The 24,295-nt window shown below is 71.1% G+C and carries 21 protein-coding genes, 1 pseudogene and 1 riboswitch; of the genes and pseudogenes, 5 read left to right on the top strand and 17 right to left on the bottom strand.

What is annotated here, in order from left to right; all coding sequences use genetic code 11:
- Nucleotides 1–152 precede the first annotated feature (152 nt).
- Nucleotides 153–926 (top strand): ABC transporter ATP-binding protein, encoded by a 774-nt coding sequence (locus ACIRVK_RS19835; protein ID WP_404248698.1) that lies wholly within the window; start codon nt 153–155, stop codon nt 924–926.
- Complete coding sequence (locus tag ACIRVK_RS19830) at nt 926–3,460, top strand: ABC transporter permease (RefSeq protein WP_404248696.1); 2,535 nt, start codon at nt 926–928, stop codon at nt 3,458–3,460. The genes ACIRVK_RS19835 and ACIRVK_RS19830 overlap by 1 nt, the downstream gene beginning before the upstream one ends.
- Before the next feature lie 63 nt (nt 3,461–3,523).
- On the opposite strand, the gene ACIRVK_RS19825 is transcribed toward ACIRVK_RS19830, so the two are convergent.
- From ACIRVK_RS19825 to ACIRVK_RS19755, 15 genes are all read right to left on the bottom strand, one after another.
- Complete coding sequence (locus ACIRVK_RS19825) at nt 3,524–4,819, bottom strand: class I SAM-dependent methyltransferase (protein ID WP_404248694.1); 1,296 nt, start codon at nt 4,817–4,819, stop codon at nt 3,524–3,526.
- A gap of 192 nt (nt 4,820–5,011) precedes the next feature.
- A complete protein-coding gene (locus tag ACIRVK_RS19820; RefSeq protein WP_404248692.1) occupies nt 5,012–6,388 on the bottom strand; it encodes an NAD(P)/FAD-dependent oxidoreductase in 1,377 nt (458 codons plus the stop codon).
- A gap of 443 nt (nt 6,389–6,831) precedes the next feature.
- Nucleotides 6,832–7,773 (bottom strand): exopolyphosphatase, encoded by a 942-nt coding sequence (locus tag ACIRVK_RS19815; RefSeq protein WP_404248690.1) that lies wholly within the window; start codon nt 7,771–7,773, stop codon nt 6,832–6,834.
- On the bottom strand, nt 7,770–8,330 hold the full coding sequence (locus ACIRVK_RS19810) for a DUF501 domain-containing protein (protein WP_404248688.1): 561 nt from the start codon (nt 8,328–8,330) through the stop codon (nt 7,770–7,772). Before ACIRVK_RS19810 ends, ACIRVK_RS19815 begins: the two co-directional genes overlap by 4 nt.
- 24 nt (nt 8,331–8,354) lie before the next feature.
- Nucleotides 8,355–8,831 (bottom strand): septum formation initiator family protein, encoded by a 477-nt coding sequence (locus ACIRVK_RS19805; protein WP_404248686.1) that lies wholly within the window; start codon nt 8,829–8,831, stop codon nt 8,355–8,357.
- Nucleotides 8,832–9,008: 177 nt separating this feature from the next.
- Nucleotides 9,009–10,304, bottom strand: a complete 1,296-nt coding sequence (eno, locus tag ACIRVK_RS19800; RefSeq protein WP_404248684.1) for a phosphopyruvate hydratase — start codon at nt 10,302–10,304, stop codon at nt 9,009–9,011.
- Between the two features lie 258 nt (nt 10,305–10,562).
- Nucleotides 10,563–11,264, bottom strand: coding sequence for a transglycosylase family protein (locus tag ACIRVK_RS19795; RefSeq protein ID WP_404248682.1), 702 nt, complete (start codon nt 11,262–11,264; stop codon nt 10,563–10,565).
- 3 nt (nt 11,265–11,267) lie between these two features.
- A riboswitch (cyclic di-AMP (ydaO/yuaA leader) is annotated at nt 11,268–11,485 on the bottom strand.
- Nucleotides 11,486–11,633: 148 nt separating this feature from the next.
- On the bottom strand, nt 11,634–12,590 hold the full coding sequence (locus ACIRVK_RS19790; RefSeq protein ID WP_404248680.1) for a transglycosylase family protein: 957 nt from the start codon (nt 12,588–12,590) through the stop codon (nt 11,634–11,636).
- 178 nt (nt 12,591–12,768) lie between these two features.
- Nucleotides 12,769–14,040, bottom strand: coding sequence for a cytochrome P450 (locus ACIRVK_RS19785; protein ID WP_404248678.1), 1,272 nt, complete (start codon nt 14,038–14,040; stop codon nt 12,769–12,771).
- A gap of 46 nt (nt 14,041–14,086) precedes the next feature.
- Nucleotides 14,087–15,085, bottom strand: a complete 999-nt coding sequence (locus tag ACIRVK_RS19780; protein ID WP_404248676.1) for a nucleoside triphosphate pyrophosphohydrolase — start codon at nt 15,083–15,085, stop codon at nt 14,087–14,089.
- Nucleotides 15,086–15,195: 110 nt separating this feature from the next.
- Nucleotides 15,196–15,837: a SurA N-terminal domain-containing protein gene (locus tag ACIRVK_RS19775; protein ID WP_404248674.1), complete on the bottom strand. Its 642-nt coding sequence runs from the start codon at nt 15,835–15,837 to the stop codon at nt 15,196–15,198.
- 145 nt (nt 15,838–15,982) lie between these two features.
- The gene (locus ACIRVK_RS19770; protein ID WP_404248672.1) at nt 15,983–16,810 is read right to left on the bottom strand and encodes a glycoside hydrolase domain-containing protein; all 828 of its coding nucleotides are present in this window, start codon (nt 16,808–16,810) and stop codon (nt 15,983–15,985) included.
- A gap of 97 nt (nt 16,811–16,907) precedes the next feature.
- Nucleotides 16,908–18,395 carry a protein kinase gene (locus ACIRVK_RS19765; RefSeq protein ID WP_404248746.1) on the bottom strand — a complete coding sequence of 496 codons (1,488 nt, stop codon included), beginning with the start codon at nt 18,393–18,395 and terminating at the stop codon, nt 16,908–16,910.
- A gap of 38 nt (nt 18,396–18,433) precedes the next feature.
- Complete coding sequence (locus tag ACIRVK_RS19760) at nt 18,434–19,021, bottom strand: hypothetical protein (protein ID WP_404248670.1); 588 nt, start codon at nt 19,019–19,021, stop codon at nt 18,434–18,436.
- A gap of 106 nt (nt 19,022–19,127) precedes the next feature.
- Entirely contained in the window at nt 19,128–21,260 is a 2,133-nt protein-coding gene (locus ACIRVK_RS19755) for an N-6 DNA methylase (protein WP_404248668.1), read from the bottom strand.
- A gap of 204 nt (nt 21,261–21,464) precedes the next feature.
- Between ACIRVK_RS19755 and ACIRVK_RS19750 the strand changes: the two genes are divergently transcribed.
- Complete coding sequence (locus ACIRVK_RS19750) at nt 21,465–21,668, top strand: hypothetical protein (RefSeq protein ID WP_404248666.1); 204 nt, start codon at nt 21,465–21,467, stop codon at nt 21,666–21,668.
- Nucleotides 21,669–21,760: 92 nt separating this feature from the next.
- Nucleotides 21,761–22,495 (top strand): hypothetical protein, encoded by a 735-nt coding sequence (locus tag ACIRVK_RS19745; RefSeq protein WP_404248664.1) that lies wholly within the window; start codon nt 21,761–21,763, stop codon nt 22,493–22,495.
- Nucleotides 22,496–22,534: 39 nt separating this feature from the next.
- On the opposite strand, the pseudogene ACIRVK_RS19740 reads toward ACIRVK_RS19745, so the two are convergent.
- Nucleotides 22,535–23,039: pseudogene (locus ACIRVK_RS19740) on the bottom strand (GNAT family N-acetyltransferase).
- Between the two features lie 46 nt (nt 23,040–23,085).
- Nucleotides 23,086–23,796 carry an HNH endonuclease family protein gene (locus tag ACIRVK_RS19735; RefSeq protein WP_404248662.1) on the bottom strand — a complete coding sequence of 237 codons (711 nt, stop codon included), beginning with the start codon at nt 23,794–23,796 and terminating at the stop codon, nt 23,086–23,088.
- 190 nt (nt 23,797–23,986) lie between these two features.
- Here ACIRVK_RS19735 and ACIRVK_RS19730 point away from each other — a divergent pair, with 190 nt between their 5' ends.
- Complete coding sequence (locus ACIRVK_RS19730) at nt 23,987–24,172, top strand: antitoxin (protein WP_404248660.1); 186 nt, start codon at nt 23,987–23,989, stop codon at nt 24,170–24,172.
- Nucleotides 24,173–24,295: the final 123 nt, after the last annotated feature.

Genomic DNA, 24,295 nt, shown 5'->3' with positions numbered 1-24,295 from the left:
TCCGCGGTCATCCCCAGGTATGACGCTGCGTCGCCGGGTCCGACCGAAGTCGCCCTTCGGAACCGGGACTGCGACTGACTCCACGGGAATCCGCGGCCCCCACGATGGAACACGTCCCTTCACGACGTCGTCCCACCGAGGAGTTCTCGCCCGTGACCACCACACCAGTCGCCGACCGGTCCACCGCGACCGTGGCCGCACGCGCCACGGATCTGTCGAAGATCTACGGACAGGGCGAGACCCAGGTGGTCGCCCTCGACCGGGTCTCCGCCGACTTCCGGCAGGCCGAGTTCACCGCGATCATGGGCCCGTCCGGCTCGGGCAAGTCCACGCTGATGCACTGCGTGGCCGGCCTCGACACCTTCTCCTCCGGCTCGGTGCGCATCGGCGAGACGGAACTCGGCTCGCTCAAGGACAAGCAGCTCACCAAGTTGCGCCGGGACAAGATCGGCTTCATCTTCCAGGCGTTCAACCTGCTGCCGACCCTGACGGCCCTGGAGAACATCACCCTCCCGATGGACATCGCCGGGCGGAAACCGGACAAGCAGTGGCTCGACCGCGTCATCGACATGGTGGGCCTCAGGGACCGCCTGGGACACCGCCCCTCCCAGCTCTCCGGCGGCCAGCAGCAACGCGTCGCCGTGGCCCGCGCGCTCGCCTCCCGCCCCGACATCATCTTCGGCGACGAGCCCACCGGAAACCTCGACTCCCGCTCCGGCTCCGAGGTGCTGGGCTTTCTGCGCAACTCCGTACGGGAGTTGGGCCAGACCGTCGTCATGGTCACCCACGACCCGGTCGCGGCCGCCTACGCGGACCGTGTCGTCTTCCTCGCGGACGGGCGGATCGTCGACGAGATGATCCGGCCGACGGCCGAGAACGTCCTGGACTTCATGAAGCAGTTCGACGCGAAGGGCCGCACCAGCTGATGTTCCGCACCGCCCTGCGCAACGTACTCGCGCACAAGGCCAGGCTGTTGATGACCGTGCTCGCCGTGATGCTCGGTGTGGCGTTCGTGTCCGGCACGCTGGTCTTCACCAACACCATCTCGGACGCGTTCCAGAAGAGTTCCGCCAAGGGCTTCGACCAGGTCGACGTGGCCGTACGGGCCAAGTACCAGGAGGACAAGGGCAACACGGTCGGCAGGACGCCCGAGCTGACCCAGGCGATGCTCGACCGCAGCGCCAAGGTGCCGGGGGCGGCAGACGCCATCGGGGTGGTGAGCGGCTTCACCGCCATCGCCGACCAGCACGGCAAGCTGATCGGCGGCGGCTTCCGCTCCGAGGGCGGCAACTACTGGGGGGCCAAGGACCCGCGGTACCCGCTCAAGGAGGGCAGCGCACCGCGCGGGAGGAACCAGGTCGCCATCGACGCGGACACCGCCCGCCGCGCCGGCTACAAGGTCGGCGACACCGTGCGGATCTCCGTCGACGGCCCGGTCCTCACCCCCACCGTCAGCGGCGTCTTCACCACCGAGGACGGCAATGTCGCCGCGGGCGGCAGCCTCGCCCTGTTCGACACGGCGACCGCGCAGCAGCTGTTCGGCAAGGCGGGCACCTACGACGAGATCGACGTGAAGGCCGCCCCCGGGACCTCGCAGTCCGCGCTGAAGTCCTCGCTCGACAGCACGCTGGGCGCCAGGGCCGTCGAGACCACCACCGGCAAGCAGCTCGCCGACGACCTGGCCCAGCAGATCTCCTCGTCGATGAGCGGCCTCAAACAGGGGTTGCTGGTCTTCGCCGGCATCGCGCTCTTCGTCGGCACCTTCATCATCGCCAACACCTTCACCATGCTGATCGCCCAGCGCACCAAGGAACTCGCGCTGCTGCGGGCGGTCGGCGCCTCCCGCCGCCAGGTCACCCGCTCGGTACTGATCGAGGCGTTCGTGGTCGGCGCGGTCGCCGGCGTCAGCGGACTGGCCGCGGGTATCGGCATCGGGGCCGCCCTGCGTTCCCTGATGGGCACCCTGGGCGCCACGGTCCCGGACGGGCCGCTGGTCATCACGCCCGGCACCGTCGCGAGCGCCCTCGGGGTCGGCATCGTCATCACCATGCTGGCCGCCTGGCTGCCCGGCCGCCGCGCCGCCAAGATCCCGCCGGTCGCCGCCATGAGCAGCATCCACGCGACGGCGACGACCAAGTCGCTGGTGCTGCGCAACACCGTGGGCGCGCTGTTCGGCGCGGCCGGCGTCGCGACCGTCCTGGCCGCCACGTCGATGAACGGCACCGACGGACAGGCCCCCATGGGGCTCGGTGCGGTCCTGCTCATCATCGGTGTCTTCATCCTCACGCCGCTGCTGTCCCGCCCGCTGATCGCGGCCGCGGCGCCGGTCCTGCGGATCTTCGGCGTCTCCGGCAAGCTGGCCCGCCAGAACTCGGTGCGCAACCCGCGCCGTACGGCGGCCACGGCCTCCGCGCTGATGATCGGGCTCACCCTCATCACCGGGATGACGGTGATGGCGGGCAGCCTGCAGAAGTCGATCGACAAGATGGCGAGTTCGGCGATCCGCGCGGACTACGTGGTGTCGATGGCCAACCGCAACGAACTCTCGCCGGACGTCGACGCGAAGCTGGCGGCCACGGCCGGCGTCACCGCCACCAGCCCCCTGCGCAACGCCGTTTCCCGCATCGACGGCACCACCGAGTACCTGACCGGCGTGAACGGCCCGGCGATCGGGAAGCTGACCGACCTGAAGCTCGACGACGGCACCTTCAAGGTGGCCGGCACGCAGGTCGCGGTGGACGCCGACACCGCCAAGTCACACGGCTGGAAGGCCGGTTCGAGCTTCACCGCGCACTACCGGGACGGCAAGGCCGAACAGCTGACTGTCTCCGGTGTCTACCAGGGCAACGAGCTCATCCGGGGCATCCTGCAGGACGACACGACCCTCGCCCCGCACCGGGGCGGCGAACGGGCCGGCGACATGCAGGTCCTGGTGAAGACCGCCGGCGGCGCGTCGAGCGCGACGAAGGACAGGCTGGAAAAGGCCCTCGGCGACAACCCGGCCATCCAGGTCCAGGACAAGAAGGACCTCTCCAACAGCATCGCGCAGACGTTCACGCTGATCCTGAACATGGTCTACGGGCTGCTCGCGATGGCGGTGATCGTCGCGGTCCTCGGGGTCATCAACACCCTGGCCATGTCGGTCTTCGAACGCTCCCAGGAGATCGGCATGCTCCGCGCGATCGGCCTGGACCGCAAGAGCGTCAAGCGGATGGTCCGCCTGGAGTCCCTGGTGATCTCCCTGTTCGGCGGTGTGCTCGGCATCGGCCTGGGCGTCTTCTTCGGCTGGGCGGCCGGACGGCTGCTCGGCACGCAGATGCCGACCTACGAACTGGTCCTGCCCTGGGGCAGGATGGGCGTCTTCCTCCTGTTCGCCGGAGCGGTCGGCGTCCTCGCCGCGCTGTGGCCGGCCCGCCGGGCGTCCCGCCTGAACATGCTCTCCGCCATCAAGTCCGATTAGCGGTACGGCGGTTGGTGGCCCCGTCCGGCGTCGGCGGACGGGGCCCCTTCGTGCGTACGGGACTCAAGCGCCCCAGGTTCGGGCCCGCAGCGGCATCCCGGACTCGCCGCCGTCCCCGGACCGTACCGCCAGCACCTGGTTGACGCCGATGCGGTTGCGCTCGAAGGCGACGGCGCAGGCCGCCATGTACAGGCGCCACACGCGCGCCCGCCCCGCGCCGGCCAGCCGTACCGCGCGCGCCCAGTCGGCCTCCAGGTTGGCGACCCAGCGGCGCAGGGTGAGCCCGTAGTGCTCGCGGAGGGCCTCCACGTCCCGCACCTCGAACCCGGCTCGCTCCAACTGGGTGACGGTGGTCCCGATCGGGGCCAGCTCCCCGTCCGGGAACACGTAGGCGTCGATGAACTCGTCGACGTTGTATGACGACTCGTCGCGCTGCGGGCGGCGGCCGATCTGGTGGTTGAGCAACCGCCCGCCGGGCTTCAGCAGCCGGTACAGGTCCTCGGCGTACTCCAGATACCGGTCCGCGCCCACGTGTTCGGCCATCCCGATGGAGGAGATGACGTCGTAGGGGCCGTCGGCGACGTCCCGGTAGTCCTGCACCCTGATCTCCACCAGGTCGGTCAGTCCCTCGTCGGCGGCCCGCTTGCGGGCGTACGCGGCCTGTTCCTGGGAGAGCGTGATGCCGACGACGCGCACGCCGTACTCGCGGGCCGCGTGGATCGCCATCGAGCCCCAGCCGCAGCCGACGTCCAGCAGCCGCTGACCGGCCGTCAGGGCGAGCTTTTGGCAGGCGAGGTCGAGCTTGTCGCGCTGGGCCTCCTCGAGGGTGGCGTCGGGGGACGGCCAGTAGGCGCACGAGTACACCATCGAGGGGCCGAGGACGATCTCGTAGAAGTCGTTGCCGACGTCGTAGTGGTGACTGATGGCGCGTCTGTCGCTGCGCTTGGTGTGCAGATGGGCGCGGGCCCTGCGGACCTCCTCGCCGGGCGGCGCGGGCGGCCACGGCACCCCGGCCAGCTTCACCAGGCCCCAGGCGGCGGCCCGCACCTGCGGTTCGCGCAGCGCCTGCGTCAGCGTCCGGGCGTCCTCGCCGCGTTCCCACACCAGCGTCGACATCAGGTCGAGGGCCTCGTACAGATCCCCCTCGATCTCCAGGTCCCCGGCGACCCAGGCGCGGGCCAGCCCCAGCTCCCCCGGTTTCCACAGCAGCCGGCGCACCGCCCTGCGGTTGCGCACGACCAGCGCCGGAGCACCCGGCGGACCCGCCTGCGAGCCGTCCCAGGCGCGGACCCGCACCGGCAACGGCACTCCCAACAACTGTTCGACGAGGCCCTTCAGCCGCTGCGCGGCGTCAGCCATGGCGCACCTCCGTGACGAGCGATCCCGGAATGTCCAATACCACGTAAACACCGGGGGGAAGCCCGCGCAGTCCCCCAACGGCGTCACGAGTGGGCAAACAGGTGCAGCAGCCATGTATCGGGAACGCCGAAGGGCCTCCCGCACCACGGATGGCGGGAGGCCCTTCGGTTCGTTCGGCGACCGGAGGTCCGGTCAGGAGGCCTTGGCCTCGGTCTTCTTCGGCTCGGCGGCCGGCACCGGGCGGGCGGCCTCGTAGAACTCCTCGCGCGGGTGCTCCATCGCGCCGAGGGAGACGACCTCGCGCTTGAGGAACATGCCGAGGGTCCAGTCGGCGAAGACACGGACCTTGCGGTTCCAGGTCGGCATCGCGAGGCCGTGGTAGCCACGGTGCATGTACCAGGCGAGCCGGCCCTTGAGCTTGATCTTCATCTTGCCCATGACGATCATCGCGACGCCCTTGTGCAGGCCGAGACCGGCCACCGCGCCCTTGTTGGCGTGCGAGTAGTCCTTCTGCGGGAAGCCCCGCATACCGGAGATCACGTTGTCGCCGAGGACGCGGGCCTGGCGCAGCGCGTGCTGGGCGTTCGGCGGGCACCAGGCGTTCTCGTTGCCCGCCTTGCGGCCGACGAGGTCGGGGACCTGGGCGTTGTCGCCGGCGGCCCAGATGTAGTCGGTGCCCTTGACCTGGAGGGTCGGCTCGCAGTCGACGTGACCGCGGGGGCCGAGCGGCAGGCCGTAGCGGGCGAGGGCCGGGTTGGGCTTCACACCGGCGGTCCACACGACGGTGTTCGAGTCGACCTCGAGGCCGTTCTTGAGGACCACGTGGCCGTCGACGCAGGAGTCCATCGAGGTGGAGAGGTAGATCTCCACGCCCCGGCTCTCCAGGTGCTCCTTGCCGTAGGCGCCCAGCTTGGGGCCGACCTCGGGCAGGATCTTGTCGGCGGCGTCGACGAGGACGAAGCGCATGTCCTCGCGGGAGACGTTCTTGTAGTACTTGGCCGCGTCGCGGGCCAGGTCCTCGACCTCACCGATGGTCTCCGCGCCGGCGAAGCCGCCGCCGATGAAGACGAAGGTGAGCGCCTTGCGGCGGATCTCCTCGTCGGTGGTGGAGTCGGCCTTGTCGAGCTGCTCGAGGACGTGGTTGCGCAGGCCGATGGCCTCCTCGATGCCCTTCATGCCGATGCCCTGCTCGGCGAGGCCGGGGATCGGGAAGGTGCGGGAGACCGCGCCGAGCGCGATCACCAGGTAGTCGAAGGGCAGCTCGTACGCCTCGCCGACCAGCGGGGCGATCGTGGCGACCTTGCGGTCCTGGTCGATGGTGGTGACCCGGCCGGTGAGGACCTCCGCCTTCGGCAGCACGCGTCGCAGCGGGACGACGACATGGCGCGGGGAGATGTTGCCGGCGGCGGTTTCGGGAAGAAAGGGCTGGTAGGTCATGTACGACCGGGGGTCGACGACCGTGACGGTCGCCTCTCCGTAGCGCATCTTCTTCAGAATGCGCCGAGCTGCGTACAGGCCTACGTACCCACCGCCTACTACGAGGATCCTGGGACGCTCCGTGGTGCTCATGGCATCGAGTATCCACCTGCCCCAGAGGGGTCGCTCGTGCGCCCCTTCACAAGCTCTTGCAGGGGGTGTGTTATCCTCCGCGACCCACGTGCCGCACGCGGCGCTCGGAAGGGAACTCCCGGTCCGGTACGACCCGTTGTCAAGGCCGCGTGAGCTGCCTCTCCAGGCTCCCGGAGAGGTCGTGAGCCCTCCGGAACACCACGCGGCGGGGGTGACTCAAAGCCTTTCTACACGCCCCTGTTGAACGTGTTCAAGGGCCTGTCCGACCCTCGGAAGGCCGAACCGGCCCCTTTTCCCGCCTCCACCGGGCGGAATTCCTTGTGAAGAACTTCACGAACTTTTCCGGCGGCGTGTCGCGAGGACCGCCCGAAGAGCCCCTCGCCACCGCTCATACGCTATCCGACCTGCTCGTCCGAGAGCTACTGATCGGTAATAAAGGAGACCTACGCCACCGACCACGCGATGCCGTCGAGGATGTCGTGCTCGCTCACGACGACCTCCTCGGCGCCGGTCCGCTCCATGATCGACAGCAGGACGAGCGCCCCCGCGGCGATCACGTCGACCCGCCCCGGGTGCAGGGAGGGAACGGCCGCGCGCTCGGCGTGGGTGGAGTGCAGCAGCCACTCGGTGATCTCACGGACACGGTCGCGGGAGACACGGGAGTGGTGGATGCGCGCGGAGTCGTACGCGGGCAGCTCCTGCGCGATGGCCGACACCGTCGTCACGGACCCGGCGAGCCCCACCAGCGTGCGCGCCTCGGCGAGCGGCACGCTCTCCTCGGCGAGGTCGAGGGCACGCTCGATGTCGGCCCGCATGGCGGCGATCTGCTCCTCGGTGGGCGGGTCGGTCACCGCCCCGTCCCGCACCAGGTGCCGCTCCGTCATCCGCACACAGCCGACGTCCACGGACCGGGCGGCCCGCACGTGCTCCTCGCCGACCACGAACTCGGTGGACCCGCCGCCGATGTCCACGACCAGGTACGGCCTGTCCAGGTGGTCGCGGCCCGCCAGCTCCCTGGTCGCCCCGGTGAAGGAGAACTCCGCCTCCTGGTCGCCGGAGATGACCTCGGGCTCCACGCCCAGGATGTCGAGCACCCCGCGCACGAAGTCGTCCCGGTTCTCGGCGTCCCGGGAGGCGGAGGTCGCCACGAACCGCAGCCGCTCGGCGCCGTGCTCCTTGATGACGGCCGCGTACTCACGGCAGGCGGCGAACGTACGCTCCAGCGCCTCGGGCGCGAGCCGCCCGGTCCGGTCGACGCCCTGCCCGAGCCGCACGATGGTCATGCGCCGGTCCAGGTCGACCAGTTCACCGGTGGTGGGGTCCGCGTCCGCCACGAGCAGCCGGATGGAGTTCGTACCGCAGTCGACGGCGGCGACACGGGTCACGGGGCGTCTCCCTCGCTCGGCTCCACGTCCTCGCGTCCCTCACCGGACGGCGTCACGCAGGTGCCCTTGCGCCACCACTCCGGCAGCATCGCCAGCGCCTCGTCGCCGAGCGGGTTCACGCCCGGGCCGGCGGCCAGCGAGTGAGCCACCAGGACGTGCAGGCACTTCACGCGGTCCGGCATGCCGCCGGCGCTCGGGAAGTTCCTCAGCTCCTCGATCTCGTCCCGGCGCCGGACGTAGTCCTCGTGCGCGGCACGGTACGCGGCGGCCAGTTCCGGGTCGGTGCCCAGCCGCTCCGTCATCTCCTTCATGACCCCGTTCGCCTCCAGCGTGCCGATCGCGGAGTTCGCCTTGGGGCACGTCAGGTAGTAGAGCGTGGGGAAGGGGGTGCCGTCGGGCAGGCGCGGGGCCGTCTCCACGACGTCCGGCTGCCCGCACGGGCACCGGTGGGCGATGGCGCGCAGACCGCGCGGCGGACGCCCGAGCTGCTGCTTGAAGGCCTCGACGTCCGCGTCGGTGGGCTCGGTGCGCGGGGTGGTCGGCGGAGGCGTTTCCACTACGAACTGTCTCTCTTGGTCAGGTCACTGGTCGGAGGCGTCGGACTTGTCGACCCCGTCCCAGACGTTGGCGTACCAGGGGCGGTCGGCGGCCCCCAGGTCGGCGCGGGACTGCTTGCCCGCGTCCGGGTCGATGACGACGTACCCCGTCTCGCCCGGCATCACATAGTGCAGCCGCTGCCGGATCTGCTGTTCGGCGAACGAGTCGTCCTGCCAGCGTGCCTTCAGGTCGCGCAGCTGCTCGACCCGCTGCTGGGCCTGCTGCTTCTGCCGCTCCAGCTCGGAGATCTGGGCGCGCTGGGAGACGTACTGCCTTATCGGGTAGGCCAGCGCCACGACCAGTGTGCACAGGACGAGCGCGAGCAGGGCAGCGCGGCCCGTGAGACGGGAGCGGCGCGCCTGGCGCCGGGTCTGGGAACGGTAGACACGGGCCGCCGTCTGCTCGCCGAGCAGCCGCAGCCTGGTCGCGGTGGAGAACCGGTCCCGGTCCTTCACGGCCATGTGTCCCCGCCTCCCCTTCATACGCGCGTACGTCCCCGCACACGGTACGGGACCGGTACGGGGACGTACGTACGACTGGCTAAGGCTTGACCCCGGAAGGGTCAGCCGGTGTGTCAGCCCTTGCTGTGTTTACTGGTTCGCAGAGCGCTGTGTTTACTGGTTCGCAGAGCGCTGTGTTTACTGGTTCGCAGAGCGAAACCGCGGGAAGGCCGAACGCCCGGCGTAGACCGCCGCGTCATCCAGGATCTCCTCGATGCGCAGCAGCTGGTTGTACTTGGCGACGCGCTCGGAGCGGGCCGGGGCGCCGGTCTTGATCTGGCCGCAGTTGGTGGCGACGGCGAGGTCGGCGATGGTGACGTCCTCGGTCTCACCGGAGCGGTGGGACATCATGCACTTGAAGCCGTTGCGCTGGGCGAGCTCGACGGCGTCCAGGGTCTCGGTCAGCGAGCCGATCTGGTTGACCTTGACCAGCAGGGCGTTCGCGGTGCCCTCCTCGATGCCACGGGCCAGGCGCTCGGGGTTGGTGACGAACAGGTCGTCGCCGACGATCTGGACCTTGTCGCCGAGCTTGTCGGTGAGCACCTTCCAGCCGGCCCAGTCGTCCTCGAACAGCGGGTCCTCGATGGAGACCAGCGGGTAGGCGGCGACGAGCTCCTCGTAGTACTCGGTCATCTCGGCGGCCGAGCGGGACTTGCCCTCGAACTCGTACTTGCCGTCCTTGTAGAACTCGGACGCGGCGACGTCGAGCGCGAGCGCGATCTGCTCGCCCGGCACGTACCCGGCCTGCTTGATCGCCTCGAGGATGAGGTCGAGGGCGGCGCGGTTGGACTCGAGGTTCGGGGCGAAGCCGCCCTCGTCGCCCAGGCCGGTGGCCAGGCCCTTGCCCTTCAGGACCTTCTTCAGGGTGTGGTAGACCTCGGCACCCCAGCGCAGCGCCTCGGAGAAGGACTCCGCTCCGATGGGGGCGATCATGAACTCCTGGATGTCCACGTTGGAGTCGGCGTGCGAGCCGCCGTTCAGGATGTTCATCATCGGCACCGGCAGCAGGTGCGCGTTCGGGCCGCCCAGGTAGCGGAAGAGTGGCAGGTCGCTGGCCTCGGAGGCGGCGTGGGCGACGGCGAGGGAGACGCCGAGGATGGCGTTGGCGCCGAGGGAGCCCTTGTTGTCGGTGGCGTCCAGGTCGAACATCGCCTGGTCGATCAGGCGCTGCTCGGTGGCGTCGTAGCCGACCAGCTCGGGGCCGATCTGCTCGATCACGGCGAGGACGGCCTTCTCGACGCCCTTGCCCTGGTAGCGGTTCGGGTCACCGTCGCGCAGTTCGATGGCCTCGAAGGCGCCCGTCGAGGCGCCGGACGGGACGGCGGCACGACCCGTGCTGCCGTCGTCGAGGCCGACCTCGACCTCGACCGTGGGGTTGCCTCGGGAGTCCAGGATTTCCCGGGCTACGACGACGTCGATGGACGGCACGAGCATCTCCTTCTTGGGATGTGACGCGGGTACGCAGCACCGCGCGGGTTCTGCGAGTCCGAGCCTAACCGCCCCGGGCCGATCGGCCACGCTGCCGACCACCCCTTGGGCAGAACCGAGAGTAAATTGTTTCTGAACGGAACAAAGAGCGGCGCGGGCATCGCGCAAAAAACCCCGCTCCGGTGCGTACGGGGGAACACGCACCGGAGCGGGGAGCCCCTGAGGGCGGGGAAGGGCCTCTTCTTGGGGGGAGAGGCGCCCTTCTTACTTGAGGTGCAGCTGCTGACCCGGGTAGATGAGGTCGGCGTTGTCGACGATGTCCTTGTTCAGCTTGAACAGCTGCTGCCAGCCGCCCTTGACGCCGTGCTTCTCGGCGATCGAGCTGAGGGTGTCACCCTTGACGACCTTGTACTCGCCGTCGCCCTTCTTGACCTTCTTGCCGGTCGGGGTGGTGACGGTCTTCTGGCTCTTCAGGCTCTTGTCGGACTTGACGGCCGGACGCTCGGAGGAGCGGGAGGCGGTCTGCGACCCGCTCGAGCGGGTGGCGGTGCCGGCGCCCGAGGAGGAGTTCGAGGCGCTCGCACCGTTGTAGGCGGCGCCGGACAGACCCGTGCCGCAGACCGGCCAGGCACCCTTGCCCTGGGAGGCGAGGACCTTCTCGGCGACGGCTATCTGCTGCGCCTTGGAGGCCTGGTTGGCCTGCGGGGCGTAGGCGGTGCCGCCGTACGCGGCCCAGGTGGAGGCGGAGAACTGCAGGCCGCCGTAGTAGCCGTTGCCGGTGTTGATGGACCAGTTGCCGCCCGACTCGCACTGGGCGACCGCGTCCCACTCGGAGGCGGTGGCGGCGGAGGCGTTGCCGGCCGCCATCAGCGGGGCGGCGATGGCGACACCGGTGACACCGGCGAGCGCGGCGACGCGGGTGGCCTTGGACGGACGACGGTGCTTGCCCTTGCCGGAAAACAGCATGGATGATCCCCTCACCGACGCCTGCGAGGTGAGCTGTCGGGTTCGGGCCGGTTGAGTTGCCCGGCCGCGTCCTCGCTTCCACGAGGCGCGGCTTAACCCCTAGCCGCCACCGTCAACTGCCCGGTGGGGCGCTTACCTTGGGTCCCCCGCTCCTGCCTACGGCGCTGTTGCGCGACGACTGTTCCCGTACGGCCGCTGGCAGGATTCGGCGTTGCGACAGACGGGGCTCGGGTTGCCGAGCGGTCCTGACGGTAGACACGGGATCCGCGGAATTTCAAAGACGATCAGGGCTTCTGAGACTCATCCCACACTTTCGCGAAGCCGGACATTCAGCGCGAAATATGACGTGAACTCCCGCTGGCTTTCGCCCTATTCGGCAGGGAGACGCAGGGTCTGACCGGGGGCGATGTGGTTCGGGTCGCCCCCGAGGGCCTGCCTGTTCTCGTCGTAGAGCGCGCGCCATCCGCCGTTCAGGCCAAGGGCGTCGGCGATGGAGCCGAGGCTGTCGCCGGCGTGGACGGTGTACGAGCCGCCCGCGGCGCCGGCGGTCCTGCTCTCGTCGGCGCTCGGACCGCGATGCCGGCCGGCGCCGGTGCCCGACGTCACGGCGCCGGTGTCGACGAGGTTCCAGGAACCCACGGCCTGCTGGGAATTGTCCGAGTCATCACTCTTCGCCCGGCCTGTCGACGGAGTGCCGGCACTCTGCGCATCCGACGGAGAAGCGGACTGCGAGGCGGAGTTGCCCGATTTGGCGGATTTGTCGCCCGCGTCGGGAGACGCGTCGGGAGAGGCGGACGGCAAGGGGGAGCCGCCCGTCGAGGAGGAGCCACCGGCCGAGTCGCCGGAGGAGTTGGACAGACCGGTGGAACCGGAACCATCCGACGAACCGGATGAACCGGACGAACCGAGCAGGCTGCCGACGACGCCCGTGTCGACCGCGGCCGACCCCGAGTCCTTGGTGAGCCCGGAGGTCAGTCCACAGGTGTGGAAGGCGCCGACACCCTCGGCGTCGAGGAGCTTCTCGGCGACGGCTATCTGCTGGTTACGGCTGGCGAGGTCGGGGCGCTGGGCGTAGTCGAGGCCGCCGTACTTGTCCCAGTCCACCCGGGAGAGCTGCAGGCCCCCGTAGAGCCCGTTGCCGCTGTTCTTGCTCCAGGATCCGCCGGTCTCGCAGTTCGCCACCTTGTCCCACGTGGTCCCGTCGGCGGCGTTCGCGCTCGCCGCCCCGAGGAGCGGGATGGCGATGGCGGAGCCGGTGACTCCGGCCGCGACGATGAGTGCCGGAGCCTGACGGGGGCGACGGTGACGACCGTTCCCGGAGAGCATGTGGGGGGCCTTTCGCGAGACATCAGTGACCACGGCGCGTGAAGCGTAGGCCAAGCCTTGGCGCCGCCGTTGATGGGTGAACGTAGCGTCAGACGATCAGCTGTCACAAGTTAATGCCGCGCAGATCACGTGAAGATCACAGAGTTGAGGTCGTGTCACGTTCGCCGGTGACGCCCCGTCACCCGCGAGGGGTGAACTCGACCGGGAGCGTCCGCAGCCCCCGCATGATGAGCCCACCACGCCACCTCAACTCCGATGGTTCCGCCGCGAGTTGGAGGTCCGGGAGTCGGGTGAGCAGGGTGCCGAGCGCGCTCTGGCCCTCCAGGCGGGCGAGCGGCGCACCGAGGCAGTAGTGGATCCCGTGGCCGTATCCGAGGTGCTGGTTGTCACGCCGGGAGAGGTCGAGGATGTCGGGGTCGGCGAACCGCTCCGGGTCCCGGTCCGCGGCGGCGAGTACGACGAGGACGGGGTCGCCGGCCGCGATGTGCTGCCCGCCGATGGTGAGCGGCTCGGTGGCGAACCGCCAGGTCGCCAGCTCCACCGGTCCGTCGTAGCGCAGGAGTTCTTCCACGCCGGTCTCCAGCAGGCCGTGGTCGCCCGCGGCGAGGGAGGTCTGCAGGCGGGCACGCTGCTCGGGATGGGTGAGCAGCGCGTACGTGCCGTTGCCGATGAGATTGACAGTGGTCTCGAATCCGGCGAAGAGGAGGATGAAGGCCATCGCCGCCGCCTCGTTCTCCGTGAGGTGCTCGCCGTGGTCGGAGGCGCGGATGAGGCCGGAGAGGAGGTCCTCGCCGGGGGCCGGGTCGGTGGGGAGCGCTGCGCGCTTGCGGTGGATGAGGTCCGCGAGATAGCTCCGCATCTTCTTCACCGAGCGCGCGACCCCGCCGCGCGGGCCGCCGCCGTGACGGATCATCATCCCCGCCCAGTCCCGGAAGTCGTCCTGGTCCTCGCGGGGGACGCCGAGCAGGTCGCAGATGGCGTAGATGGGGAGGGGGAAGGCGAACTCGTGGATGAGGTCGGCGGAACCCCTGCTCGCGAACTGGTCGATGAGGTGGTCGGTGAGTGCCTGGACCCGGGGGGCGAACTCGGCGACACGGCGGGGCGTGAAGGCCTTGCTGACCAGCCGGCGCAGACGGGTGTGGTCCGGCGGGTCGATGTTGAGGAGGTGGGTCGTCAACTCGGCCTTGCGCTCACCGGGGATGCCGGTCTTGCCCTTGGCGTGCGCGGGCTCGTCGTGGTGGGCCGGGTTCTTGGACAGGCGCGGGTCGGCGAGGGTCTGTTTCGCGTCGGCATAGCGGGTGACCAGCCAGGCTTCCACCCCGCTGGGGAGGGTGGTCCGGTGCACGGGGGCGTGGTCGCGCAGCCAGGCGTAGGCGGGGTAGGGGTCGGCGGCGAACTCCCAGGTGAAGAGTTCGGGGGCGGTGCGGTCGGGAAGGGGGTGGCTGGTCACTCCTCGACGGTATCCGGCGGGGTGGTGGGAGTTGCCTCGGCGGTGGTCAGCGGTACTGCCCGGGCAGTCCCTCTGCGGCCCGGACCGCGTCCCGGTAGGCCCGTGCCGCGACCCGCAGCGCCGCTTCGGGGTCGACGCCCGCGGCTTCCGCGCGGACGGCCAGCGCGAGGAGTTCGTAGCCGATGCCCTCGCCCGTCGGCAGGGGCACCTCCAGGCCGGCCGTCCGTACCCGGGACGCCAGTTTCGAGGCGAGGGCGAGGCCCGGCTGGCCGAGAGGGATGCCGTCCGTGACCGATTCCCGCTGTTTCTCCTCGGCCTTCGTGCGCAGCCAGTGCTCCTTGACCTCCTCCGGGGTGGTGGCGGTCTCGTCGCCGAAGACGTGGGGGTGACGGTGGATGAGCTTGGTGACGATGCCGCCTGCGACGTCGTCGATGGAGAAGGGCTCCTCCGGGTGCTCCTCGGCGATGCGGGAGTGGAAGACGACCTGGAGCAGGACGTCGCCCAGTTCCTCGCGCAGTTCGTCGCGGTCGCCGTCCTCGATGGCCTCGACGAGTTCGTAGGCCTCCTCGATGCCGTACTTGGCCAGGCCCTTGTGGGTCTGCTGGGAGGACCAGGGGCATTCGGCGCGGATCCGGTCCATGACCTGGACGAGGTCGAGGAGGCGGGCGCCGGGGAGGTCGTAGGAGGCGGGGAGGAGTTCCAGGGCGGGCATGCTCACGCGTCCGGAGCCGGCGAGGCGGGCCAGGCCGTCGGTCAGGGCCGGTTCGCCCTCGCCCGTGGCGACGACCACGACCGTGCGGCCGCCGGAGCAGGCGTCCACCAGGTCCTGTGCCGTCGGGGACGCCTCGTCGACGGTTATGCCGGCCTCCCGCAGATACGGCAGCTGCGGATGGGCGCCGTCCGCGCACAGCACGCGGTCGGCCGCGTGCAGGACCTGCCACGCGGGCCAGGAGAGCAGGCCGGGGGCCACCCGGTGGCTGGTGGTGAGCAGGACGAGACGGCCGGGGTCGGCGGCGGTGTCTTCGGGGCGGCTGGTTGCGTTCACGGTTCGAAGCTAACCCACGTCGCCGACAGCCCCCGAGTTTTCCACAGGCGGTGGACGGGCGTGACGGACCGGCCGCCGTACCGATCCCTACGGTTCCTTCGGGCCGCGCCCTACGCCGACTGCCGGGTCGCCGTGACCTCGCGGATCCACGGTGTGTTCGCGTCCACGCGGCTGCTCTTCTGGACGTCCCAGGTGCCGTAGCGGGGGTTGAGGTCGATGTGGAGTTCCGCGGACGCCTTGGACAGGGCGTTCCAGAAGGCCGGCTTGCTGGTGTCGGTGCCCAGGGACTGGGCGAGTTTGTGGGCCTCGAGCTGGAGGCGGAGGTTGTCGTCGAGGCGCTGCGGGGGGACGCCGTACTGCTGCAGCCAGGCGGTTTCGAGGGCCTTGGAGCCGCCGACCTGCTGTTCCAGACCGGCGCGCATCTGCTGGATCTCCTTGGTGGTGACGCTCAGGCCGGCGTCCTGGGCGGCGCGTTGCAGCACCTGGTCGAGGACCATGGTGTGCAGGGTCTGGCGGGCGAGGCCGCCGGTCTGGGCGACGGCCTGCTTGTACTGGGCGTCGTTGGCCACGGCCGCGCGTTGCGCCTGGCGGACTTCCTTCACCCGGTTGTCGAGCTGGGCCACGGTGATGCGCTGTCCGCCGACGACGGCCGCCGCGCCGGGATGCGCGTCGCTTCCGCAGGCGGTCAGCAGAGGGGCCGCGGCGGCGATCGCGGCGGTGAACAGGAGCGCGGTGCGACGGCGGCGTTGCAAGGAGGCCTCCCGAGGAGATTGTGCGACGGTGCACAAAGTCTTGCGGTGATCGATGGTAGGCAGTGGGACGGCTGGGGCCAACCCATGGGACCAACGATTCGTCAGGGCTTCGGGCACCGCCGCGCCCGCACGCGCTCGGCCCGGCTCAGCCGGTGATGGCCACCGGGGCGTCCCAGGCGTCACGGTCCACGGTGATCGTGTAGCCGTTGCGGGACTCCTTGCTGTTGACCTGGTACTGGTGACCGCGGCTGTGGTCGGTGTACTGGGTCTTGCCGAACGGCCAGTCCGTGGTCGTGGTGTCCTGCTTGTCCCACAGCGCGTACCAGAGGTTGCCCGGCAGGTCGGTCTTGTCGGTGGCGTTCGCGATCGCCTTCGCGCTGGAGCTGGTGAAGCCGTAGTAGCCGGCGCGGTAGACCTTGGCGCGCAGTTCCTTGGTGAAGGCGCGGACGTAGGTGAGCACGGCGTTGTTGCACGACGTGTTCGTGATGTCGTACGGCTCCATGTCGAGGTAGATCGGGCTGCCGGCCTTCATGCCGAGCGCGGAGGCCTTGGCGACGGCGTCGTCGGCATCCGCCTTGCCGAGGGAGGCGGCGGTGGTGGCGGTGAGCTTCTCGGGGTTGGAGCCGGTCTGGCAGGGCGGCTGGGCGCCGACGTAGAGCGGGATGAGCTTCCAGCCGGCCGCGCTGACCGACTTCACCCACGACGCGGTGAGGTTGGGCTGGGAGCAGCCGCGGTTCTTGCCGCCGACGTAGACGGCCGCCGCGCCGTACAGGCCGCCCTTCCATGCCTTCATCGCGGAGAGGGAGGGGGCGGCGCAGGTGTCGAAGGCGCGTCCGGTGTACGTCTTCTGGGCGGGCCAGGCGGTGGCGGCCATGGAGGTCTGCGCGGCGACGCCGGCTCCGGCGACGACGGCGGCACCGGCGACGGCCCAGGTGATGTATCTGCGCCGCTTGGACTGACGATGGCTGGACATGACGGACCCCACCCCTGGTTGTACGTGTGTGTGACTGATGTTCCTGGTGCGCACGCTTGTTGCACGTGTGCCGAAGAGTCTTCGGCGCTGAGGATAGCTAGCCGCGCACCTGGCCCAGCCACTGGAGGGTGCGGCGGACCTCGGCCGCGAGGGGGTGGCCGGGGCCGCCCAGCCGCTCCACGTCCATGAGCAGGCGGGCGAGGGTGTCGTGGGCGGCGGCCCGGTCGCCGAGGGCGAGCAGGAGGTGGCCGATGCGGCGGCGGACGTCGTGGGAGAGTTCGGGGTCGCCCGCGGAGACGTACTGGTTCTCGTAGTACGGCAGCAGGGCGCGGTACTCGGCGAGGGCCGCTGCGGGTTCGCCGAGCGACTCCAGGCACTGGGCGGCCTCGTAGCGGTAGCGCAGGGACTGCGGGTCGGCCTGGCCTGCCTCGGCGGCGCGTTCGTCGGCGAGGCGGCGCAGTTCGGGCAGCGCGCGCCGGTACTGGCCGTCGTCCATGAGGGTGGCCGCGTACTGCTTGCGCAGGGTGCGGACGACCGGGGAGTGCTCGCCGTGCTGTTCGGCGGCGGCGGGCAGGATCGCGCCGAGGATGTCGACGGCCTGGGTGATGCGGCCCTCGCCGAGGAGGCGCTTGACCTCGTCGACGGCGCGCGCGACGTCCGGCTTCTCGGGGGCGGGGGCGAGGGGGGCGGGCTGGGGCGCGGGGGTGCGGGCGCGGTCGGGCCAGGGAGCGTGCGGGCGCAGGAAGGGGCGTGTGGGGTCCAGGGGCGCTCCGGTGGGCGTCCCGCGCGCGGGCAGGAGGGGCGCCAGGTGCTCGTAGACGTCCTGCGCGGAGGCGGGGCGGTGCTGCGGGTCCTTGGCGAGCAGGCGCAGGACGAGGTGTTCGAGGGGTTCCGGCACCTCGGGGCGGATGCGGCGCACGGGGACGGGGGGCTCGTACAGGTGCCGGTGCAGTACGCCGAGCGCCGTGGAGCCGGCGAACGGGACGTCGCCGCTGAGCAGTTCGTGCAGCAGCACGCCCAGTGCGTACAGGTCGGTGTACGGGCCGACCGCGCCGCCCATGGCCTGTTCGGGCGCCATGTAGGCGGGCGAGCCGATGGGTGTGCCGGTGTGGGTGAGGCGGGTGGTGTCGGCGTCCATGACGGAGGCGACACCGAGGTCGAGGACGGTGACGGTGCCGTCCTGTTTCACCATGACGTTGCGCGGCTTGAGGTCACGGTGGACGATCGGCACGGCGTGCACGGCGCTCAGCACGGCGCACAGTTGCGCGGCGACGGCGACCGCCCACTGCCACGGGTAGGGGTCGTGCTCGGCGAGGTGGTCGGAGAGGTCGGCGCCGTCGACGTACTGCATGACGAGGAACAGTTCCTCGCCCTCGCTGCCCGCGTCGTGCACCGTGACCAGCCCGGGGTGGTCGACCTGTGCGGTCACCCGGCACTCGCGCACGAACCGCCGGCGCAGCTCGTCGGCCTCCTGCCCGGCCACCTTGTCGGGGCGCAGCAGCTTCACCGCGACGCGCCGGTCGAGCCGCTGGTCGTACGCCGTCCACACCTGGCCCATGCCGCCCTGGCCGATGAGCGTGGACAGTTCGTAGCGTCCGGCGACGACGCGTCCCGCCGCCACGCTCACCTTCCGCCCTCAGGGGTGCCGGGGTGCTTGCGCAGGTAGTCGCTGAGTTCGTCGAGTTCGGCGCGCACCTGGTCGATACGGGCGGGCGCGGGGCGCTGCGGCGGGGGCGGCGGCACGGGGGCGCCGGGCGCGGGCAGGGGGGTCACGGGTGTCTGCGGGACGGTGGCCGCGTACGGCGACGGGGGCTGCGGGTAGCCGTGGTTCATGCCCGGGGCGGGGGGCATCACGTAGGCGGTGGGGTGCGGGCGGTGGTGGTGGCGTATGTCCGCGTACAGGTAGTAGGCGACGCAGGCCACGGCGTTGAGCAGCAGGATGATCATGCCCGCGTTGCCGTTCGGCGTGCTGAAGTCGTCGGTGTGGTCGGTGCTGAAGAGGGCGAAACTGGTGCCGAGGGCCACCAGCGACGCGGCGAAGACCCACCAGTCGCCGCGTTTGCGGGTGACGATCGCCGCGCGCAGCGGTGCCACCCAGGCCAGGAACCCGATGCTGAGGATCGGCACCGCCACGAAGATCACGCGCAGCACGACGAGAACCCCGGTCGAGGGGCGGTGCGGCGGAGGCGGGGCGTAGCCGGGGCCCTGCATGGCTGCTCCTGGAGGCCTGGTGGGGACGGACGTCGGTACCGGCTTTGAGGGTATAGGCCGATACCGACAACCGGTCCCGGCTTGTACCGAACCGTTGTCGCGCCGGTCAGTTCGCCGGTCGGCCCGGCGCCACCGTCCCGTCCGTCAGCCCGTCGTACATCCCGCGCACGAGCTGTTCCCCGAGCCGGCCCGCCTGCCTGAGTGCCCGCTCGAAGTCGTCGAGGGCGCGGAACTGCGCGCCGTAGCGCCGTTGTTCGTCGAGCGCCAGCCGGGGCAGTTGGAGCCGGCGCACGTCCAGGCGGGTGGCCGTGGACGCGTAGCTGCTGGCCTGGCGGTTGTTGGCGGTGCCGCGCAGGAACCCGGCGAGGAACCAGGGGTCGAGCGCCGTGGGATCGGGGCGCAGGAGGACGAGGTTGCGCCCCAGGGCGGCGCCCCCCGTCGTGTCGTCGATCACACGCGCGACCGCGCCCCCGCCGAGCACCGGGACCACCACGTCCCCCGGCTCGGTCAGCACGGCCTCCTCGTCGCTCTCGGGGAGCACACCCGACGGTCCCGTCCCGGCGAGCACGTCATGGTCGGTGAGCACGGGCACGCGCGCGTGGCCGCCGTTTCCCCCGGTGCGCATCACCAGGGCGCCCGCGCGCGCGAGTTCACCGACGGTGGTGGACGGCCAGCGGGGCGCGGGCTCGGCGGGGACGGCGGGCGGCGGGGTGAGGCCGGCCGTCAGCCGGAGGGTCTCGCCGAGGCGTTCGCGTACGGCGGTGAGGGCGCCGGCACCGTCGGCGGCGGCCGGCGGCGGGAGGTGCCGGGCCGGGGCGAGGTCGACGTCGTCGTCCAGGAGGTCGATGACGGGCAGGGAGCGGGCCAGGCCCGGGCGTTCGGGGAGCGTGCCCGCGCGGTCGAAGGCCTGCCAGGCGTCCAGGACGGCCTCGCGCACGGCACGCCAGTCGGGTCCGCCACGCCCCTCGGTCGCGTACCGCCCGCTGTCCACGAGCAGCACCGCGGGCTGCGCCGGCGCCCGGTCGGGTCGGCGCAGCACCCACAGGTGGAGGGGGATGTTGTACGGCGGCGCCGCGCCGACGGGCAGGGCGACGACGGCGCGCAGCGCGCCGCGGCGCAGCAGGTCGGCGCGGATACGGCGGCCGGAGCGGCGGGACGCGGCGGCGGGCGGCATGAGCAGGACGGCGGTGCCGCCGTCGCGCAAACGGGCCAGGGCGTGCTGCACCCAGGCCAGCTCGGACTCGTTGCGGGCGGGGAAGCCGTACTCCCAGCGGGGGTCGTAGGCGAGTTCGTCATGGCCCCAGTTGCGCTCGTTGAACGGGGGGTGGCACAGGACGGCGTCGGCGCGCAGGTCGGGGCGGGCGTCGGCGCGCAGGGTGTCGCCGGCCGCCGAGCGCACGGTGGCCCGGGTGTGCAGGGCGAGACGGAGTGCGGTGAGCGCGGCGAGGTCGGGGGCGCTGTCCTGGGCGTACAGCTCCTGGTCGGGGCGCGGGGCGACGGCGCGCAGGAGGGCGCCGGTGCCCGCGGCCGGGTCGAGGAGGATGCGGGCGGGGCCGGCCAGGTCGGCCATGAGACCGGCGAGTTCGGCGGGGGTCAGCGTGTACTGGCGCGGGTTGGCGTCCAGGTGCCGACCGAGCAGGAACTCGAAGGTCTGCCGAGCGCCGAGGCCGGCGGCGAGTTCCGCCGCGCCGCGCAGGAGGGGGGCGGAGGGGAGGAGCTGGGGGCCGGAGGGGGTGTGAACGGCAGGGAGGGTGTTCACAGGGTTCGGTCCGTTCACAGAGCTCTGGCCGTTCACAGGGCTCGGCCGGTTCGAGCCACTGTGAACACCGCGCTTCCGTCCGACCCCGCCGAACCGCGGCACCAGCACCCCGTCCAGCGCCTCCGGCAGCATCGCGGCCAGCCGTTCGTCGGATCCCGCGGCGGCCTCCAGCCAGACCGTCGGCCGGTCGTGGATGAGCAGCAGGGCGCAGCCGGCGTGGATCAGCGCCGTGACCGGTCCATCGGGATGCCCGGCGAGCTGCTGCCAGACCCGTTCACGCAAGGGCACTTCGGCGAGTTTGCCCTGCTCGCGCAGCCAGGCCTCGACCTCGGCAAGCGCGAAGGACGGGCTGGTCTCGGTGCCGCCGACCGGCTTGGGGAAGTCGGCGTGGCGGCGGCGCCAGTTGCTGACGGCGGCCCGTCCGACGCCGGCCAGCCGGGCGATCCCCGCGGCGGTCACCTCTGTCGCGTTGTCCTGCACCGCCGGCTCCCCTCGTCACCCCGGTCATGTGTGACGCCGAGCATATCGACGCAGGCAAGATCTACCCATTCACGACCGTGTACACAAACTACCCAGTGGACCGTGTTGACTCGGTTCACAGGCTCTGTTCTTATTGATCCAGCGAACAGCGATCACCGAGAAGGCGGCGGTCGCGGTCCGTCCGAGGGGGACATCGTCATGGGCATGATGGGCAGGCTCACGCTGAGCGCCGTCGTGGGATTCGTGGTCATCGGCGTGATGTCGGCGAACGCCGACAACAGCGCCGACGGCCCGGGCCTCCCCGCCTCGGGCGCCGACACGCACGCCCCCTCCTCGCCCGCCACGCGCCACGCCCCGCACGGCAACGGCGCCACCAGCGACGCCCGGACCGGCGAGGTCCGCCACTGACGGCGCCGTCCGCGTCGGTGCGGACCCTCGACTCCCTCTGCTCCCCCAACACCCCCTGCTTCCCTTACTCCCTGCACTCCTGAAGGACTGTCATGCGTCTCACGCCCCGTATCGCCACGCTGCTCGCCGTCGCGACGCTCCCGCTGGCCCTCACCGCCTGCTCCTCCGGCACTTCCGGCTCTTCCGGCTCTTCCGGTTCCTCCTCCGACACCGGCGCGAGCTCTCAGGCGGCGGACGCGAAGGACCCCAACGCCGGGCTGGCCACGGGGACGCAGCTGAAGAAGGCGCTGGCGCCCCCGTCGGCGTTCCCTGCCGGGTTCACCCGTGAGGCCGACGGTGCCTCGGACAGCGGCGGCCAGTTCCTCTCCCCGTCCTCCAGGAAGACCGCCAAGCCGGAGTGCACCAAGCTGGAGAGCACGTCCTGGATCCAGGTGACCGGTTACGAGGGCGGAGTGTCCTTCGCCCAGGACGACTACGCGAACAAGGACAAGACCGAGGAGACGGCCCAGGAGATCGACGAGTTCCAGGGCGCCACGGCCGAGGCCGTGATGAAGCAGCTGCGGTCGGTGGCCGCCGAGTGCGCCACCTTCACGGACACGCAGGCGCACGCCAAGGTGAAGGTGACCGGCAAAGCCACGGCCGGGCTCGGTGACGAGGCGTACACGATGACGGTGACGAGCGCCGCCTGGCAGAACGGCACCACGCTCGTCGCGGCCCGCTCCGGCCAGGCCGTCGTCACCGTCCTGTCGACGGCGGGCAGCGACAACGGCGCCACGAGCGCGCACAAGCTGACGCGCCGGCTCCTCACGTCCCTGAAGACCGCCTGATCGACGGCGCGTGGGCGCCGTGTACCGGTGCGGCACCCCTCACAGCGGGTGCCGCATCCACACGTCGGGCTCGACGTAGACGGCGTATCCGCGCTCCGGTTCGCACCGCACCGGCACCAGCGCGCCGGGCACCTCGACCTCGCCCGGGACGTCGAAGGGCAGCCCTGTCCAGCCGCGCCACTCCCCCAGCGAACCGGCGACGTACGGGGCTCGAGGTGCTTGGCGCTGGGCCGGACCGGGGCGACGACCTCGCTGAAGCCCCGCGCACGGGCGTTCTCGCGTATCGCCTCCAGCATCCGCGCCGACAGCCCGAGGCCCTGCGCGTGCGGGGCGACGACGATCGAGACGGCGCCGACGGTGTCCGGACGCACACCACGGCGTCGGTCGGCGAAGAGGACGTAGTCGGGGAGTTCGGTGGGGATGCGGCCGTGATGGGCGGTGCCGACGGGGTCGTTGGTGACGAACGTCGGCCAGGTGTCGGGACGTCCAGCACCGCCCGGAGCATCTCGGGGCGGGCGGCGAGAGTCGACACCTTCACGTCCACGCGCTCGCGGTGGGCGCCCGCCGCCCGGGCCGGAAAACCGTTTCTGTCAGTGGAAGCGGGCCGGTGCCGAGGTCGGGTTGCCGCCGGTGGGGAGTTTCTGGCCCGGGCAGGTCTTGAGGACCTTCTCCATGGCGGACTTCTCGGCGGCGGTCACCCACAGCCCGTACTTCTGCTTCACGGCGACCTGTCCGGCGACGTACGTGCAGCGGTAGGCCTTGTTGGGCGGCAGCCAGGTCGCCGCGTCGCCGTCGCCCTTGGAGCGGTTGGTGCTCGCGTCGACCGCTATGAGGTTGAGCGGGTCGTTGGCGAGAGCTATGCGCTTGCTCGCGTCCCAGTACTTGGCACCCTTCTGCCAGGCGTCGGAGAGGGGCACGATGTGGTCGATGTCGACGAGGCTGCGCCCACGACGGTACGTCACCTCCTTGCCGGAGTAGGGGTCCGACTGCAGCAGCCCGTACGACACCCGGCAGGTGCCGCCGGTGAACTTCACGTCCCGCAGGTCACGCTTGAGTATGTCGTCGCGGGTGTCGCAGTTGTTGGAGTCGGTGTCCGCCCAGGCGGTGCCGAAGCGGTCGCGGGAGTACCCCGTCTTCGGCGCCCTTCCCTTCACGGTCAGCGACTCGGCGGCCTTGAGGGCGGCCCCTGAGCCCGCCGTCTCCTGGGGTCCGCTCGACCCCGTCTTCGTCTCGGCCTTGCAACCGGCCACGGCGCACACCAGTACGACGGCGAGCGCGGCCCCGCCCCTCAGACGCACCACGATGCGTCCCTCCCCTTGCTGTCCCGGTCGACCCCCGCAGGGTGCGCCTTCCCTGTACGGCGCCGCGCACACCGTAGCCGCAGGGCGTGCGGGGGCACTCACGAGGTCCAGACCGCCACCGGCCCGGGTGGGCATACCACCCATATCGGTCGTATTGTCGGTTCTGAGTCATCTCCGGAAGGAGCTCCGGATGGGCATCTTCGACAGGTTCAAGGGCAACCGCCAGCTGCAGGACAAGGCCAAGGACATGTCCGACGCAGCGGAGCGGAAGGCCAACGAGAGGACCGGCAACAAGTACGAGAGCCAGGTCGACGAGGCACAGCAGCGGATCGAGGGCCAACTCGGCGTGGACCGTGACCGGCCCGACCAGCCGTAGCCCGAGCGGCAGGGCTGAGGCCGTCCGCGGGACCCGCGGTGCCCGGGCGGGCGCCGCCCCCCGGCCACAGCCGGGGGGGGGCCCCCCCGCCGCTGGGGCGCCCCCCCGGGGGCCCGCCGGGAC

Origin of the sequence: Streptomyces sp. NPDC101152 (assembly GCF_044768275.1) — a bacterium.
GTDB lineage: Bacteria > Actinomycetota > Actinomycetes > Streptomycetales > Streptomycetaceae > Streptomyces.
This window is presented reverse-complemented; position numbering and strand designations above follow the sequence as displayed.

Bases quoted from the DNA above. Each gene is read 5' to 3' on its own strand.
- ACIRVK_RS19830 (WP_404248696.1), top strand. From the start codon at position 926: ATGTTCCGCACCGCCCTGCGCAACGTACTCGCGCACAAGGCCAGGCTG.
- ACIRVK_RS19825 (WP_404248694.1), bottom strand. From the start codon at position 4,819: ATGGCTGACGCCGCGCAGCGGCTGAAGGGCCTCGTCGAACAGTTGTTG.
- ACIRVK_RS19820 (WP_404248692.1), bottom strand. From the start codon at position 6,388: ATGAGCACCACGGAGCGTCCCAGGATCCTCGTAGTAGGCGGTGGGTAC.
- ACIRVK_RS19805 (WP_404248686.1), bottom strand. From the start codon at position 8,831: ATGGCCGTGAAGGACCGGGACCGGTTCTCCACCGCGACCAGGCTGCGG.
- eno (WP_404248684.1), bottom strand. From the start codon at position 10,304: ATGCTCGTGCCGTCCATCGACGTCGTCGTAGCCCGGGAAATCCTGGAC.
- ACIRVK_RS19795 (WP_404248682.1), bottom strand. From the start codon at position 11,264: ATGCTGTTTTCCGGCAAGGGCAAGCACCGTCGTCCGTCCAAGGCCACC.
- ACIRVK_RS19790 (WP_404248680.1), bottom strand. From the start codon at position 12,590: ATGCTCTCCGGGAACGGTCGTCACCGTCGCCCCCGTCAGGCTCCGGCA.
- ACIRVK_RS19770 (WP_404248672.1), bottom strand. From the start codon at position 16,810: ATGTCCAGCCATCGTCAGTCCAAGCGGCGCAGATACATCACCTGGGCC.
- ACIRVK_RS19760 (WP_404248670.1), bottom strand. From the start codon at position 19,021: ATGCAGGGCCCCGGCTACGCCCCGCCTCCGCCGCACCGCCCCTCGACC.
- ACIRVK_RS19750 (WP_404248666.1), top strand. From the start codon at position 21,465: ATGATGGGCAGGCTCACGCTGAGCGCCGTCGTGGGATTCGTGGTCATC.
- ACIRVK_RS19745 (WP_404248664.1), top strand. From the start codon at position 21,761: ATGCGTCTCACGCCCCGTATCGCCACGCTGCTCGCCGTCGCGACGCTC.
- ACIRVK_RS19730 (WP_404248660.1), top strand. From the start codon at position 23,987: ATGGGCATCTTCGACAGGTTCAAGGGCAACCGCCAGCTGCAGGACAAG.